Source organism: Arthrobacter sp. zg-Y1110, from assembly GCF_025244865.1.
Lineage (GTDB): Bacteria > Actinomycetota > Actinomycetes > Actinomycetales > Micrococcaceae > Arthrobacter_B.
Genome location: NZ_CP104272.1, coordinates 2,503,920 through 2,520,420, shown reverse-complemented (window position 1 = coordinate 2,520,420; position 16,501 = coordinate 2,503,920). Strand labels below are relative to the sequence as shown.

General features: G+C 62.8%; 13 protein-coding genes. 10 read left to right on the top strand and 3 right to left on the bottom strand.

Going from position 1 to position 16,501, the window contains the following annotated elements; genetic code table 11:
• The first annotated feature begins 44 nt into the window (after positions 1 to 44).
• From N2K99_RS11755 to wecB, 8 genes are all read left to right on the top strand, one after another.
• Positions 45 to 2,075, top strand: a complete 2,031-nt coding sequence (locus tag N2K99_RS11755; RefSeq protein ID WP_227933135.1) for an acyltransferase family protein — start codon at positions 45 to 47, stop codon at positions 2,073 to 2,075.
• A gap of 138 nt (positions 2,076 to 2,213) precedes the next feature.
• Complete coding sequence (gene glf / locus N2K99_RS11750; protein ID WP_227918353.1) at positions 2,214 to 3,401, top strand: UDP-galactopyranose mutase; 1,188 nt, start codon at positions 2,214 to 2,216, stop codon at positions 3,399 to 3,401.
• The gene (locus N2K99_RS11745) at positions 3,398 to 5,398 is read left to right on the top strand and encodes a glycosyltransferase (protein WP_374200034.1); all 2,001 of its coding nucleotides are present in this window, start codon (positions 3,398 to 3,400) and stop codon (positions 5,396 to 5,398) included. Before glf ends, N2K99_RS11745 begins: the two co-directional genes overlap by 4 nt.
• A 31-nt stretch (positions 5,399 to 5,429) precedes the next feature.
• Positions 5,430 to 6,299: an ABC transporter permease gene (locus N2K99_RS11740; RefSeq protein ID WP_227918352.1), complete on the top strand. Its 870-nt coding sequence runs from the start codon at positions 5,430 to 5,432 to the stop codon at positions 6,297 to 6,299.
• A 2-nt stretch (positions 6,300 to 6,301) separates the two neighbouring features.
• The gene (locus N2K99_RS11735; protein WP_227918544.1) at positions 6,302 to 7,039 is read left to right on the top strand and encodes an ABC transporter ATP-binding protein; all 738 of its coding nucleotides are present in this window, start codon (positions 6,302 to 6,304) and stop codon (positions 7,037 to 7,039) included.
• 116 nt (positions 7,040 to 7,155) lie between these two features.
• Positions 7,156 to 9,090, top strand: a complete 1,935-nt coding sequence (locus N2K99_RS11730) for a DUF6541 family protein (RefSeq protein ID WP_227933136.1) — start codon at positions 7,156 to 7,158, stop codon at positions 9,088 to 9,090.
• A 49-nt stretch (positions 9,091 to 9,139) separates the two neighbouring features.
• Positions 9,140 to 10,234, top strand: coding sequence for an NAD-dependent epimerase/dehydratase family protein (locus N2K99_RS11725; protein ID WP_227933138.1), 1,095 nt, complete (start codon positions 9,140 to 9,142; stop codon positions 10,232 to 10,234).
• Positions 10,231 to 11,379, top strand: a complete 1,149-nt coding sequence (gene wecB, locus N2K99_RS11720; protein ID WP_227933139.1) for a non-hydrolyzing UDP-N-acetylglucosamine 2-epimerase — start codon at positions 10,231 to 10,233, stop codon at positions 11,377 to 11,379. Before N2K99_RS11725 ends, wecB begins: the two co-directional genes overlap by 4 nt.
• Before the next feature lie 70 nt (positions 11,380 to 11,449).
• Here the strand turns inward: wecB and N2K99_RS11715 are convergent, their stop codons facing one another.
• Entirely contained in the window at positions 11,450 to 11,875 is a 426-nt protein-coding gene (locus tag N2K99_RS11715) for a DUF2304 domain-containing protein (RefSeq protein ID WP_227918348.1), read from the bottom strand.
• Positions 11,872 to 12,615: a glycosyltransferase family 2 protein gene (locus tag N2K99_RS11710; RefSeq protein ID WP_227918347.1), complete on the bottom strand. Its 744-nt coding sequence runs from the start codon at positions 12,613 to 12,615 to the stop codon at positions 11,872 to 11,874. The genes N2K99_RS11715 and N2K99_RS11710 overlap by 4 nt, the downstream gene beginning before the upstream one ends.
• A 182-nt stretch (positions 12,616 to 12,797) precedes the next feature.
• On the opposite strand from N2K99_RS11710, the gene N2K99_RS11705 reads away from it, so the two are divergent.
• Complete coding sequence (locus tag N2K99_RS11705; RefSeq protein WP_227918346.1) at positions 12,798 to 13,823, top strand: polysaccharide biosynthesis protein; 1,026 nt, start codon at positions 12,798 to 12,800, stop codon at positions 13,821 to 13,823.
• A gap of 59 nt (positions 13,824 to 13,882) precedes the next feature.
• The gene (locus N2K99_RS11700) at positions 13,883 to 15,112 is read left to right on the top strand and encodes a glycosyltransferase family 4 protein (RefSeq protein WP_227933141.1); all 1,230 of its coding nucleotides are present in this window, start codon (positions 13,883 to 13,885) and stop codon (positions 15,110 to 15,112) included.
• A gap of 90 nt (positions 15,113 to 15,202) precedes the next feature.
• Here N2K99_RS11700 and N2K99_RS11695 read toward each other — a convergent pair whose 3' ends face one another.
• Positions 15,203 to 16,486 carry a hypothetical protein gene (locus tag N2K99_RS11695; protein ID WP_227933142.1) on the bottom strand — a complete coding sequence of 428 codons (1,284 nt, stop codon included), beginning with the start codon at positions 16,484 to 16,486 and terminating at the stop codon, positions 15,203 to 15,205.
• Positions 16,487 to 16,501 lie beyond the last annotated feature (15 nt).

Genomic DNA, 16,501 nt, shown 5'->3' with positions numbered 1-16,501 from the left:
GCAGTAAACTCCATGTGGGGGATTCTCACTTCAGAAAGGCCAGTGTGACCCGCCAGATTTCGTTTTTCCCGCAGTCAGCGGACCGGCTTTCGCCGACGGCAGCCAAACCCGGATACCGACCAGAGGTACAGGGCCTCCGGGCGCTGGCAGTCCTCATGGTGGCCAGCTACCACATCTGGTTCGGCCGGGTGTCCGGGGGTGTGGACGTCTTCCTCCTGGTCTCTGCTTTCCTGCTCTCGCTCTCCTTCATCCGGAAAGGCGAGACCGGCCAGGGACTGCACCTGCGGCAGTACTGGACGCGTGTTTTCAAACGCCTGCTGCCCGCCGCGGCGGTCGTGATCCTGGGTACGCTCGTCGCTACGGTGCTGTTCGTGCCCCGAAGCCGGTGGACGGAGATCTTCTCCCAGGCCTGGACGTCGCTGCTGTACGTACAGAACTGGGCCCTGGCCGCGAACTCCGTGGACTACTACGCGGCAGACCACAGCGTCGCGAGCCCGTTCCAGCATTTCTGGTCGCTGTCGGTACAGGGCCAGGTCTTCATCCTCTGGCCGTTGCTGTTTGCGCTCTGTGCCCTGATTGCCAGGGCATGGCGGAAGCGGTTCCGCAGTGTTGTCCTAGGGGTTTTCGGGGTGGTCTTTGCAGCGTCTCTGGCCTTCTCTGTCATTGAGACCTACACAAACCAGGCCCACGCCTACTTCGATACCCGTACGCGGTTGTGGGAATTTGCCTTCGGCACCTTGCTCGCCCTTGCCCTTCCCTACCTGCATCCGGGCAGGGGCCTGAGGGTAGCCGCCGGATGGATCGGCCTGGCCGCGATCCTTAGCGGCGGGTTCATCCTCGACGTGCAGGGGCAGTTCCCCGGGTTTGTGGCGCTTTGGCCCCTGGTGGCGGCGGCGCTGGTAATCCTGGCCGGACAGACCGGCAGCCGTTTCGGTGTGGACCGGTTCCTGTCCTGGGGCCCCCTGGTGCGGATGGGGGATATGTCCTATGCGCTTTATCTGTGGCACTGGCCCGTGCTGGTCATTTACCTTGCCTGGCGGGACCGGCAGGAAGTGGGGCTTGTCGGGGGTTCGTTCATCATTGCGCTTTCACTGGCACTGGCGTATCTGACAACCCGCTTTGTAGACAATCCCCTCCGTGCGGTGCAGGGACCGGCTGCCGGGAAGCGCGCCGTCACCGTGATAGTGGCATGCTTAGCCGTGGTGGCGGTGCCGTTGGCGGGCGTGCAATATGCGCTCAAGGTGCAGGATGACAAGCTGCAGGCGGAAGCCGAAATCAACTACCCCGGGGCGCGGGTCCTCCTTCCGGGATACGACGGCGCGCCGACGGGAGTGCCGGTCCGTCCGGCATCGGCCGCCGATCCGCAGAGCTGGGGAGACCTCCCGCTGAAATGCTCGCAGATCCCGGACGGCCCGTCGGACCCGATTCTCGAAGACGGCTGCTTCAGCACCTCGAACACCGGTTCGGCGGAGCGGACGATCCTTGTCATCGGCAGCTCGCATGCGCAGCAGTGGATCGAAGCGATCGAACCGATGGCCGAAACGCACAACTATCGGATCGTAGCTTTGCTGCGGGGCGGCTGTCCCTACGGTGACGTTTCGGATAATGATCCGCAGGGCTGCAGCCGGTTCAACGAGGCGGCAACTGAGTACGCCCTGGAGATGAAGCCCGATGCCGTGGTTACCGTTGCCACTGCGGCGAGGGCCGACCAAGGCGCCGACCCCATGATGGACGGTTTCCCGGATGCGGCCGAACAGCTCAGTGACGCTGGAATCGAAGTCGTCGGTATCCGCGACAATCCCCGCTTCGCCTTCGACATGCAGGTCTGTGCCGAGGTGAATGGTCCCGAAGCCTGCGCCGTTCCGCTCCAGCTGTCCCCGGTGTTTCCGCCCGCCGAATACGCCGGAGGCACTTCATTCATCGACTTCTCGGATCTGATCTGTCCCGGGGGGCTCTGCACGCCGGTGATCGGGAACACCTACGTCTACCTCGACGACAACCACCTGACCGCCGGCTTTACGGCGTCCATGGCCACGGAATTCGAGCAAAGATTCCACCAGGCGGTCAGCTGGTAGCGGCACCCTGCAAGTGGCCGCCAGGGCCGCCGACGCCGGTCCGCAGGGTGCGCTGAAAGTGCCTGCGCGGCAATAGTCGGATACCCTTGACCCGGGTATACGCCGGTTCGGCCATACCGTACCAAACAGGAGAAACAAGTGAACGTTGACCTCGTCGTCGTTGGGTCGGGCTTTTTCGGCCTGACCGTAGCCGAGCGTGCTGCAAAGGAACTGGGCCTGAAGGTCGCCGTCCTGGACCGCCGCCATCACATTGGCGGCAACGCCTATAGCGAGAACGAAGCCCAGACGGGAATCGAGGTGCACCGGTACGGTGCCCACCTGTTCCACACCTCCAACGAGCGCGTCTGGGAATACGTCAACCGGTTCACCGAATTCACCAACTACGTGCACAAGGTCTACACCAGCCACAAGGGCGAGGTGTACTCCATGCCCATCAACCTGGGCACGATCAACCAGTTCTTCCGCGCTTCCATGGGTCCGGCCGAGGCAAAGGCCCTGATCCTGGAACAGGCCGGAGAGCTCGCCGGCACCGACCCGGCAAACCTTAACGACAAGGGGATCCAGCTCATTGGACGCCCGCTGTACGAGGCTTTCATCAAGTACTACACGGGCAAGCAGTGGCAGACGGATCCCAAGGACCTGCCGGCTGAAATCATCAGCCGCCTTCCCGTCCGGTACAACTACGACAACCGGTACTTCAACGACAAGTATGAGGGCCTGCCTGTCGACGGTTACACGGCGTGGATCGAGCGGATGGCCGATCACCCGAACATCCAGGTGCACCTGAAGACCGACTTCTTCGATGAGGGCCACGAGTTCTCCCGCAACAGCACCCTGGGCCAGGTTCCGGTCATCTACACCGGCGCCGTGGACCGCTACTTCGACTACGCCGAAGGGGACCTGTCCTGGCGCACGATCGACCTCGAAGAAGAGGTGCTGCCGATGGAGGACTTCCAGGGCACGTCAGTCATGAACTACCCGGACGAGGATGTTCCCTACACCCGGATCCATGAGTTCCGGCACTTCCACCCCGAGCGTGAATACACCAAGGACGCAACCGTCATCATGCGTGAGTACTCACGCTTCGCGGAGAAGGGCGACGAGCCGTACTACCCCGTGAACACGGCCGAGGACCGGGCGAAGCTCCTGGCTTACCGCGACCTGGCCAAGGGGGAAAAGTCCGTTCTCTTCGGCGGACGCCTGGGTACCTACAAGTACCTGGACATGCACATGGCGATCGGCTCTGCCTTGTCGATGTATGACAATAAGATCAAGCCCCACTTCACCGGTGGCGCAAAGCTGGAAAGCGGAGGAGTGGACGCGTGAGCAGCGAGACAATAGACGAGACGGGCTACCTTCCCGGTATTACGACGGCGCGTCCCGGGCGTGACGACTCCGGGCTGCGGATCCTCCAGCGGGTCGTATTGCCCAATGACAAGGACCTCGACACCTTGCCGCTCTACATCGACAGCGACACGGGCAAGGGCGGCCTGGACGAAAACTCCACCCGGAAGCGCAGCGTAGTCGCTCCTTCCGGCCGTCAACTGCACCCCGAGGACATTCTCGGCCGTTCATCGGTCCGCGTCCGTCCCGGTGAGCGCCTTTCCTTCGGCTCCTACTTCAACGCGTTCCCGGCCAGCTACTGGCGCCGCTGGACGACCGTGGAAAGCGTCATCCTGCGCGTATCCACTGCCGGTGAAGGCACTGTAGTTGTCTACAAGTCCAACGCCCGCGGCGCGGCCCAGCGGGTGGAATCCCGCCAGGTAACCGGTTCCGGTACGTGCGATTTCGAGCTCACGCTTGCACCGTTCGGCGACGGCGGCTGGTACTGGTTCGACCTCATTGCCGATTCCGAGGGGATGGAGCTGGAGTCTGCGGACTGGAGCGCCGTTTCCGACAAGCCCGCCGGCAGCATCACCCTTGGTGTTACCACGTTCAACCGCCCGGACTACTGCCTGAACACCATCAAGGCGATCCAGGGCGACGACGGCGTCCTGGCGATCCTGGACGAACTGATCATTGTGGACCAGGGCAACCAGAAGGTTGCAGACGAGGCCGGGTTCAGCGACGTTGCGGCTGCGATGGGCAGTCAGCTGCGCATCATCAACCAGGGCAACCTGGGCGGGTCCGGCGGGTTCGCCCGGAACATGAGCGAGACCGTGAAAGCCGGGCGCTCCGACTATGTGATGCTGCTCGACGACGACATTGTCCTCGAGACCGAAGGCATCCTGCGGGCGGCCGCATTCGCGGACATGTGCCGGAAGCCCACCATCGTGGGCGGGCACATGTTCGACATGTACAACAAGTCGGTCCTCAACGCCTACGCCGAGGTCGTTAACCAGTACCGCTTCCGGTGGGGACCGGTGGACGGCCTGGCCAACCACGACTTCGCTCTCGAAGGCCTGCGGTCCTCCTCGATCCTGCACCGCCGCTGGGATGCCGACTACAACGGCTGGTGGATGTGCCTCATTCCGACCCAGATCATCAGGGAAATCGGGTTGTCCCTGCCGGTCTTCATCAAGTGGGACGACGCCGAGTACTCCCTGCGTGCACGGTCAATGGGCTACGCCACAGTTTCGCTTCCCGGTGCTGCGGTCTGGCACGTTTCCTGGGCCGACAAGGACGACTCCGTCGACTGGCAGGCGTATTTCCACGAGCGCAACCGACTGATTGCAACGCTGCTGCATTCTCCGTATGCCAAGGGCGGCCGGATCCTGCGCGAAAGCATGAACACCGACGTCAAGCACCTGTTCTCGATGCAGTACTACCCGCAGAAGGCCCGACTCATGGCCCTGCGGGACGTTCTCCAGGGGCCTGAAAAGCTGCACGAATCCCTGCCGGCCATGATGCCCCAGCTTCGTGCCATGCGGTCCGAGTACACGGACAGCGTTGTCAAGCAGGAGCCCTCGGCCTTCCCCGAGCCGCACATGCGCAAGCCGCCGAAGAAGCCCATCAGCACCAAGTCGCCTTCCCTTGCCGGCCTGATTCCGTGGGCTGCCAAAACGGTCCTGAAGCAGGCGGTCATTCCGCCCGCCGCCGAATCGCGGGAAAAGCCGCAGCTCGTCGTCGCCAATCAGGACAGCAAGTGGTGGGTTCTTTCCAAGCTGGACAGCGCGATCGTGTCCAATGCCGACGGTACGGGTGCCTCCTGGTACCAGCGTGACCCGAAGAAGGTCCGCAGCATGCTTTCCGAAGCGGCGATGCTGAAGGCGAAGCTCTTCGCCGACTGGGAAGAGCTCAGTGCACGGTACCGCGACGCCCTGCCGGACATTACGTCCATGGAAGCGTGGCAGAAGACCTTCGATGAGAACCCCGGTGACTAGTATCCGCGCCACGAAGTCAGGGGCAGCCCCTATGAATGACGAGCTCACGGTACCGGGGCGGAGCGGAAGCCTCGGGGATATCCTGAAGCACCGTTTCCTGCTTAAGCTCCTGGTATCCAAGGAACTCAAGGTCAGGTACCGGGGGTCGGTGCTGGGCCTTCTCTGGTCCTACGTCAAGCCGGGCGTCCAGTTCGTTGTCTTCTACATCGCCCTGGGTGTCTTCCTGAATTTGGAACAGAGCCCCGGTAACCCCCGCGGCCTGCCGAACTACGCCATCTACCTCTTCTCGGGCATCGTGCTGATCAACTTCTTCACCGAAGCCTTGGGGAACGCGTCGCGGTCCATTGTGGGGAACGGCGGATTGATCAAGAAGATCTATCTGCCGCGGCAGCTGTTCCCCGTGGCGTCGGTGTGGGTCTCGGGCGTCCACTTCGTGCCGCAGATCCTGATCCTCCTCGTTGCGTGCCTATTCAACGGCTGGAGGCCATCCCTGCTGCAGTTGGCGGCCGGCGCTGCCGGCTTCATCATCGTGGGAATGCTCGCCACCGGACTGGGGCTGCTCTTCGGAGCGGTGAACGTCTACTTCCGCGACGCGGAGAACCTGGTGGACATGCTGCTCATGATCGCAACCTGGGCATCTCCGGTGCTGTACTCCTGGAACATGGTCCAGACGAAGCTGGGGGATACGTTCTTCAACCTCTACCAGCTGAACCCGATCACCGTGGCCGTGGAAACCTTCCACTTCGCGTTCTGGCTTCCCACCACCGACGGTGCGGAGGCGATTCCGCCGAACCTGTTGTCCATGTGGATACCTATCGCACTGGTTGTATCGGCAGCTGTACTGCTGATCGGCCAGCTCGTCTTCCGTCGCCTTGAAGGCCGTTTCGCGCAGGAGCTGTGACCGTGGCAAACGCCATCGAAGTACATAACGTAAGCAAGCAGTTTGTTTTGCGGCACACCCGCTCCATGAAGGAAGCCTTCGTCTGGCTGGTCAAGGGCCGGAAGGGCGACCTATCCGAAAAGTTCCATGCGCTCAAGGGTGTATCCCTCGACATCGAGCAGGGTGAGACAGTGGCACTGCTGGGCCTGAACGGCTCCGGCAAATCCACCCTGCTGAAGCACATATCGGGCGTTATGCGCCCGGACACCGGAACCGTGGGAACCCGCGGCCGCGTGGCCGGCCTGATCGAGGTGGGTGCAGGTTTCCACCACGATCTGAGCGGCAGGGACAACGTCTACCTGAACGGCGCGATCCTCGGGATGACCGAGGACGAGATCAACGCGAAGTTCGATTCCATCGTGGAGTTCTCGGAGATCGGCCACTTCATAGATACCGAGGTGAAGTTCTATTCCTCGGGCATGTATCTCAGGCTCGCGTTTTCCGTCGCGGTCCATACGGATCCCGAGGTCTTCCTCGTGGACGAGATCCTCGCCGTGGGTGACGAGCCGTTCCAGCGGAAGTGCATCGACAAGATCAAGCAGCTGGCGGGGGAGGGCAAGACCCTCGTAGTGGTCAGCCATGACCTCGACCTGGTGTCACGGATCTGTGAGCGCGGCGTGCTGCTTGAACATGGCGAAGTGGTGATGGACGGGCCAGTGCGCGACGTCGTCGACCGCCTGCGCGGCAATAACGCCAACTGATTCCGTCGAATCCGCTGCGCCGCTCCCGGCCGGGTGCGGCCCATGTATTACGCTGATCGTATTCTTTTAGCAATCTGAGGTAGGTAAGAGTGTCCTGGTGGTCCGAAGTTCCATTGTTGCTTGCGACCACCGGAATCTTCCTGCTTCCAGGGCTGCTGGTTGCCCTGCTGGGCGGGGTTCGAGGCTATCCGCTGCTGGCATTGGCCCCGGCGCTGACCGTCTCCCTGGTGTCCGTGGGGTCGATCGTTGCGCCCATGGTCGGCCTGGGCTGGATCGCCGGCAGCGTGCTGGTAACCGTGCTGGCGTGTGCGGCAGCGTTCGCGGCGTCGTGGTGGACCCGGCGCAGCGTAACCCGGACGGACCAGCCGCGGGACTGGAAGTACACGGCGGCCCTCGCGGCTGCCGTCGCAGTAGCCGTGGTCCTTATCGGGCGACGGCTGCTTTGGGTGTTTGGTGAGCCGGATTCGTTCTCCCAGACCTTCGACAATGTCTTCCACCTCAACGCCATCCGGTACATCCTCGAGACCGGCGCAGCTTCTACGTTCGAGGTCGGCCGCATGGCCGGCAACGACTACTACCCTGCTGCGTGGCATGACATGGTGGCCCTCGTCGCCGAGCTGGGATCGGCAGGGATTCCGGTTGCCGTCAATGCCGTAAACCTGTTCGCGGGTGCCGTTATCTGGCCGCTCGGATGCATCTATCTCGTGCAGCAGCTCTTCGGCCGCAAGAGCGCACTCGTGCTGCTGGCCGGCGTCCTCTCGGCGGCCTTTGGTTCCTTCCCGCTGCTGATGCTGGACCACGGCGTCCTCAACCCGAATGTGCTGGCCATTGCGCTGCTCCCCGTCGCGCTGGGCGCCGCGGTGAATGCGCTGGGACTGGCCGCTGAACCGTCCTACCCGCCGCTGGTGCGCTGGCTGCTGCTCGTCGCCGTGATTCCGGGCATGACCCTGGCGCATCCCAGCACCACGATGGCCCTGCTGGCCGTGCTCATTCCTGCCGCCTTTGCGCTGGCCTTCAGGAAGTCGCTGAAACCCTCAGACGGCCGCAGCCCGGTGCACAAGGTCTGGCCGTGGCTGGGGGTCGCTGCCTATATCGGCGTCGTGGCCTACCTGTGGACCGTCGCCAGGCCTGTTGAAGCTGCGTCCACCTGGGTTCCCATCCAGTCCACCGGACAGGCCATCGGCGAAGCCGTCACCGGCACTGCCCTGGGGCGGCCGGTGACGTGGGCAGTGTTTATCCTGACTGCCTTCGGCTTGGCGTTCCTCCTGTCCCAGCGCGGGACACGATGGATCGCCTCCATGTATCTGGTCCTCACGGGCTTCTACGTTGTGGTCTCGTCCTTCCCGCAGGACGACCTCCGCATGTACCTGACCGGTGTCTGGTACAACGACTCGCCGCGCCTCGCCGCCCTCATTCCGGTAATGGCCGTCCCGGTTGCCGCGTACGGCGGATGGAAGCTGCTGGATTGGGCGTCCCGCCTCCCGGCTGTTGCCGCCGGTCTGGCACGGATCCGCAATAAAGCGGCAGGTCCGGCCTACGTAGCAGTCGTCCTTGTCGGGGCCGTGGCGCTTGTCGGGGTCTCCGCCTATCTGACGCAGAAGGCGAACATCCGGCAGGCGGCCGAGTCGGCCAAGCGAAGCTACGAGGTCACTCCCGACGCCAGCCTGATTTCCAACGATGAACTGGAACTCCTGGAGCGGCTGGACGATGAAGTGCCCGAGGACGCGCTGATCGCAGGGAACCCCTGGACCGGCAGCTCACTGGCTTACGCCCTTGCCGACCGCCAAACCCTCCAGCTGCACATCCTCGCCACCTACGGCGACGACGTCGATACGATCTACAACCGGCTGCGGGACGCTCCGGCGGACCCCGAGGTATGCCAGGCCGTGGAATCCACGGGCGTGGATTACGTGCTGGACTTCGGAACGAAGGAAGTCCACGGCATCGATCACGGATTCGTAGGACTCCGCGACCTGGAAGAGACCGGGGCGGGCCGCGTGGTGGACCAGGTGGGCGAAGCCAAACTCTACGAGATTACGGCGTGCAGGTAGGACCTGCTGCGTCAGTCCGTTCAGACATAACAGACAGAAGGAATACAGCATGAGTATCGTAATCACAGGCGGCAACGGCTTCCTGGGATGGCACACGCGGGTGCTTGCCCACAGCCTCGGCCGATCCTGCACGAGCCTCGGGGTGGGGGATCGGTTCAACCTGGACGAAGCAGCGGCCGCGCTGTCCGGAGCGGAAATCCTGGTCCATATTGCCGGCGTGAACCGCGGCAGCGACGAAGAGGTAGCCGAAGGGAACCGCCGCTTCGCGCGCCAGATGGAACAGGCGCTGGAAGCGGCTGATACCGCGAACCTCAAAACCGTCGTCTACGCCAACTCGGTCCAGCAGGACAACGACAGTGTCTACGGCCTGGCCAAGCGCGAAGCAGGTGCCGTCCTGGCCGAGGCCGCCGGCCGTGCCGGGGCAGAGTTCAAGGACGTAGTCCTTCCGAACCTCTTCGGCGAGCACGGTGTGCCCTTCTACAATTCTGTGGTGGCAACCTTCTGCCACCTTGTCGCTGCCGGTGAAACGCCGACCGTCCAGGATGACAAGGTCCTCACCCTGCTCCATGCGCAGGACGCGGCCGAGGTCCTGCTCGGTGTCCGCCGGCACGAAGAGCAGGAGCTCGTGGAGGTGCAGTGCTCCGTGAGCGGCCTGCTGGAGCGTATCCAGGCCATGGCTGCGGCTTACGCAACCGGGACCATCCCCCGGCTGGATTCCGATTTCGAGCGCAACCTCTTCAATACCTACCGTTCGTTCCTGACCGGCGACGGCCTGCCGCGCGTGCTGGAACTCAAGACGGACCCGCGCGGGTCCTTTGTCGAACTGATCCGCTCGGAAGGCGGCGAAGGACAGAGTTCCTTCTCCACCACCAAACCGGGGATTACCCGGGGGCAGCACTACCACCGGCACAAGATTGAGCGGTTTGTCGTCATGTCGGGCACCGGCGAGATCGCCATGCGCCGAATGTTCTCGGATGAGGTCGTTCGATATTCTGTAAACGGAGAACAGCCTGTTGCCATAGACATGCCGACAATGTGGTCGCACAACATTACGAACGTCGGACCCAACGAGCTCTACACAGCATTCTGGGTCAACGAAATCTTTGATCCCGCATCACCCGATACCTTCCCGGAGGAAGTATGAATACCCCGTCACGCAAGCTCAAGGTCCTCACCGTAGTTGGAACACGGCCTGAGATCATCCGTCTCGCCGCAACCATCCGGCGTCTTGACCGGTCTACGGAACACGTGCTTGTGCACACCGGGCAGAACTACGACTACGAACTCAACGAGGTCTTCTTCGAGGACCTGGGCCTTCGCCGCCCGGACCACTTCCTTGCTGCGGACACGAGTTCGCTCGGAGCGGTCCTCGGCAGCATCCTCGCCAAGCTCGAGACTGTGCTGCTGCAGGAAAAGCCGGACGCCATGGTGGTGCTGGGTGATACCAACAGCTGCATCTCGGCGCTCATCGCGCGCCGCCTGAAGGTTCCCGTGTACCACATGGAAGCAGGCAACCGCTGCTTCGATGAGAACGTCCCGGAGGAAGTCAACCGCCGGCTGGTGGACCACGTTGCGGACTACAACCTTGTCTACACCGAACATGCCCGCCGTAACCTGCTGGCCGAGGGTATCCACCCGTCCCGCATCCTGCTCACCGGTTCGCCGATGCGCGAGGTGCTGGAAGCCAACGCCAAGCAGATCGCCGAGAGCAATATCCTCGAAGACCAGGGGCTGACTGCCGGGGAGTACTTCCTGGTCAGCCTGCACCGCGAAGAAAACGTGGACAACCCCAAGCGCCTCAAGGAGGTGCTGGGTGCACTGCAGCATCTTGCGGAGCACTACGGTCTGCCGGTGCTGGTTTCCACCCACCCGCGCACCCGCAAGCGGCTTGAGGACCAGCCGGAGGAGCTGAAGCAGGGCCTGCGGTTCCACGCACCCTTCGGCTTTAACGACTACGTCCAGCTGCAGATGTCCGCAAAGCTGGTTCTCTCCGACAGCGGAACGATCAGCGAAGAGTCCTCCATCCTCGGCTTCCCGGCCGTGACCCTGCGTGACTGGATCGAGCGCCCCGAGTCGCTGGACTCCGGCGTCATCATCACCACGGGCGTCGAGACGGACTCGATCGTTGACGCGATCGAAATCGTTCTGGACCAGGCCGGTACCGACGGGCTGGCCGATGCACCTGCGGAGTACCAGATCGCGGATACCTCGCGCCGTACGGTCAACTTCATCCGGTCCACGGCGCACAGCCATCACCGCCGGGCCGGGCTGAACATGGACAAGGCCTAAGCTCCCAACTAAAAAGCTCCCCCCGCTGCCAGGCAGCGGGGGGAGCTTTTTTGCGTTGGACGCGGCGGGCCTAGTGACCGGGCGCTTGCTGCACCCCGGCCTGCGGGGAGGTATCGCTGCGCAGCAGCTGTCCGGCGTCGGAAGGGGTGCCTGAGGCCTTCTCCTCCAGGGCCAGGACCGAGGACCGCAGGATAGCGACTTCCTCCGCCAGAACCCGGATTTCCTCTTCGCTGACGGACTGTTCCCAGGACAGGTGCAGGCAGACGCCGATCAGGAGCAGGAAAGACATGCCGAACAGGAAGTTTGACCCCACCTGTACCCCGATTGCGGAACTGACGATGTTCAGCAGGTTGGGCCAGCCGGCCAGGACCAGCGACGCTATGCCGACCACCAGCCAGAGGGCAGCGTATTTCTCCTTGAAGTGCTTGCGCCGGACCAGCTCGAGCACGAGGGCGACGACAACGAATGCGAATATAAACGCGGCAATATTGATCATTTTGAGGCAACCTCCGCCTGGTGCGGCTTGCTCCCGCTGCGGCTCAACGCAAAGAGGAGGGCGAATACGGAACGCAGCAGGTAGATCGCTGCCTTGGCCGGGTTGTGGCTGGGCTGTCCGCCCTGCCGGGCACGCATGGCGACCGGGACCTGAGTCACCGTGCAGCCGGACTTGATAGCCACCACCAGGGAGTCGATGGTATCCCCGAGGTACTCGGCCGGATAATGCGCAATGTACTGGTTTATCGCCTTGACATTTCCCGCCCTGAAACCGGAAGTGACATCTGTCAGCTTGGTCTTGGCGAGGCGGGAAATAACGGCTGCAAGAAATACCATTGCCCATTTTCGGGGGCCGGAAACCGAATAGTTTCCCTTCTCCGCGAAACGTGCACCAATGGAAATATCCGCATGCTGCAGTCCGGCCAGGACGGTTTCAATTTCGGCGGGATCATGCTGCCCGTCGGCGTCGACCTGGATTACCGTTTCGTAGCCAAGGCGCTGGGCGTATTTGAAACCGGCGCGCATCGCGCCGCCGACGCCCATATTGAAGGGGAGTTTCAGGACGGTGGCCCCGGCGGCTTCGGCTACGACGCCGGTACCGTCGGTGGAACCGTCATCCACAACCAAGACGTCGTAGCCGCGGTCCGTGTCCTGGATCTCCTGAACGGTCCGGCCTACCGTTTCGGACTCATTCCAGGCAGGCATGATGACCAGCACACGAGGGGAAATTTCAGATGACATGCCTAGAGTTTACTCGGCGAATGCGGCCAGCCATTAATCGACGGGCGCCCGGCGGGGCATTCAAGTGATGTGGCGCGCGTCCCGTCAGGCAGATCCAAGGCATAACCGCTGATATCATCTAGGGGGTTCCGGGGTCCGGCATTGGATCAACCCGCGACATTTTCTATCCCTGAGGAGACCAGTTGTTCAGGAACAAGACTCTGCTAATCACCGGAGGTACCGGCTCGTTCGGCAATGCTGTGCTGAAGCACTTCCTCCACACAGATATCGCTGAAATCCGGATCTTCTCCCGTGATGAGAAGAAGCAGGACGACATGCGCCGGGAATTCAACAGCCCCAAGCTCAAGTTCTACATCGGGGACGTGCGGGACATCAACAGCGTGCGCGAAGCCGTACGCGGCGTGGACTACATCTTCCACGCAGCTGCACTGAAGCAGGTACCCTCGTGCGAGTTCTTCCCCATGGAAGCAGTGCGCACCAACGTCATCGGGACCGACAATGTCCTGACGGCAGCCATTGACGCCGGCGTGAAGAAGGTCGTCTGCCTGTCCACGGACAAGGCTGCCTACCCGATCAACGCCATGGGCACCTCCAAGGCGATGATGGAAAAGGTGGTCATCGCCAAGTCGCGGAACGTGGATCCCAAGGACACCCTGATTTCCTGCACCCGCTACGGAAACGTCATGGCTTCGCGCGGTTCGGTCATTCCGCTCTTTGTCGAGCAGATCAAGGCCGGCAAGGACCTGACGGTTACCGATCCGGATATGACCCGTTTCCTCATGAACCTCGACGAGGCAGTGGACCTGGTCCTCTTCGCTTTCGAACACGCGAACCAGGGCGACCTGTTCGTGCAGAAGGCTCCGGCGTCAACGGTGGGGGACCTCGCCGCAGCCATGAAGCAGATCATGCGCGCCGACGTCGAAATCCGCACCATCGGCACCCGGCACGGCGAGAAGGCGCACGAGACCCTGCTGACCCGCGAAGAGCGGGCCAAGTCGGAGGACCTCGGCGGTTACTTCCGCGTTCCGGCCGACACGCGTGACCTGAACTACGGAAAGTTCTTCGACGACGGCCAGGACATGGCACAGGTTCCCGAGGAATACACGTCGGAAAACACTGAGCGCCTCACGATTGACGAGGTCGTCACCAAGGTGATGACCACTCAGTACATGCGTGACCTGCTTGCCGAGGAACCTGCGGTCAGCTAAGTCCGGCTGCCCGCCGGCAGCGGAGTCCAGCAGTAAACATCAGGTGAGGAGCCTTGAACGTGCCCAACGAGAGAATCCTGGTTGTCTGCCAGCACTTTTGGCCTGAAGGATTCAGGCTCAACGATATTGCGGCGTATTTCGTGGAGAACGGCCTTGAGGTCGAGGTGCTGTGCGGGCTGCCCAACTACCCCAAGGGCGAACTGTTCCCGGGGTACACGTTCAAGGGTCCTTACCGGGAGAACCACAACGGGATCGATGTCCACCGGACGCTTGAGATTCCCCGGCGCGGCAACACCAGCGCCAGGATCTTCCTGAACTACGTTTCGTTCCCCTTCTTCAGCCTGTTCCACATCCCCAGGATGCTGTTCGGGAAGTATGACCGGATCTTCCTGTACCAGCTTTCCCCGGTCATGATGTCGCTGGCAGGCATCATCGTGGGCAAGATCCGCAGGATCGAAACCACGATGTACGTCCTGGACCTTTGGCCGGAAAACCTCTACTCGGTCATCAACGTGAAGAACAAATTCCTTCGCCGGATGCTCGAGAAGGTTTCCCACTGGCACTATCGCAACGTGGATAAAATCGTTGTTCTTTCGGACCTGATGAAGGAACGGCTGTCGGGAGTGTCCGGGCTTCCCGCCGAGAAGATCACTGTCATTCCGCAGGCCTGCGAGAAACTCTACGAAGAGCAGATTGTCGACGAGGATCTTGCCCGCCGGTTCGAGGACGGCTTCAAGGTGGTTTTCGCCGGCAACATCAGCCCTGCCCAGTCCTTCGACACCATGATCGAGGCTGCCCGCCTGATCCGCGACGAAGGCATCAACGACGTCCAGTGGGTGATTGTCGGTGACGGAATGAGCAGGGCCGAGGTGGAAGCCAAGGTGCAGGAGAAGGGCCTCTCCGACAGCTTCCACTTCGAAGGCCAGCGGCCGGTCGGGGACATTCCCCGCTACACGGGCATCGCTGACGCGCTGGTGGGATGCCTGGTGACCAGCGACCTTCTCGAAGCGACCATCCCCGCGAAGGTGCTTTCCTATATTGCCTCCGGCAAGCCGCTGGTCCTGGCGATGGACGGCGAGGTCCGCCGCCTCGTGATGGACGAAGCCGGCTGCGGTCTCGTGGGACCCACGGAAGACGCCCGTGCGCTGGCGGACAACGTGGTCAAGCTCTACCGGATGAGCGATGCTGAACGTGTTGCCCTGGGGGAGTCAGGCCGGGCCTACCACTTCGAGAACCTGGAACGGAACATCGTGCTGGGTAAGCTGAAGGACTTCATCCTCGAGGCCTAAAGCCGCCCCTTCACTGCCTGCTTTGGCGGCGCTGCCTATTGGGCGGCGCCGCCTTTTCGGTGTCGGCGCTGCCCGTTACGTGCGCTGCCGCTACTTTGCGGCGTTACTGCCGGAGGGCCGCCGGAGCAGGGCAATGACGTGGACGGCTATCCCGGCCAGCGGCCCGACCGTCAGGCTCAGGACACACCGCAGGTCCAGCGGGACCGGAAGCAGCAGCAGCAGGACGGACACGACGGTACCGAGAATCCAACCGATCGAGTAGACCCGGTGATGGCCCAGGGCGATGGCCGCCGTACCGGTCAGGGTGATCAGGGCGATCAGGCTCGCGGCGAACGTCAGCCCGGCCAGGACCCAGCCCGAAATACGGTAGTCAGGCCCGAAAATGCCCATCAGGGACGGTCCGACCAGGGCGGCCAGTCCGGCACCTACCAGTCCGACAAGCAGGATGGCCCCGACCGGCTTTACGAAGCCGGAGAGGCTCCCGCGTGCCTGCATGATCAGGTTCATCGCCACGCCCTGGAAGGCCTGCAGCGGAATCATGATCGGCGCGCGGGTCATGGAGACGGCAAGCAGCAGCGGCGCCGAAAGTGCGTACTCCTCCGGCGTTGCGGTTATCTTGACCAGAATGGGAAAACCAACCACCAGGGTGGCCGAGGACGCCGCTGACAGCAAGGCGTAACCGGTTTGGCGCAGCGTGCCGCCCAGGCCAACGTCCGAACGTGCCCCCGCCGCTGAACGCGCTGCGGGGGAGAAAATGATCAGCGAAAGCCATGCCGCCAGGGAAGCGATGCAGGCCAGCTCGACGCCGATCAGCGGAGCAGCCAGGAGTGCCGCCGCGGCGATGGCGGCAAACCGGATCAGCGATTCCAGGGTCACCAGGTTCGCGAAGGTTCCCCAGCGGTCGGTTCCCTGCAGGCTGCCGGCGAGGGCTGCGTGCCCGGAATACAGGACGGCGAAGACGGCAAGCGCCGTCATCACCAGTCCGGTGTTGCCGGGGAACAGATGCTGGCCGAGCGGCCAGAGGGCCAGTATCACGGCGGCCGCACCCACTCCGATGAGCGCCCCCGAAAGGATCGGACGGGAGAACCATCCGCCGTGCGCAGGAGCACCCAGAACCACCGCATGCGTGGACCGTGTGGACTCTGCCTGAATGCCGCCCAGCGTTCCCTGGACGAAAAACAGGGCCGCCCAGAACGCCAGGAAGTCTGCGTTCTCCTCAATGGAAAGCGTCCTGCTGGTCACGAGGAGGATGAGGACGCCGGCGAGGGCGGAGATGATGGACGAAATCCCTACCCTGGAGGCGCTTTTTCCGGTGAAGCCACCGCCGCCCGGTCCTGGGACTGCCGTGGTGGGGTTGGTTTCACGTCGCGTCAAAATCACTGCCTCTTG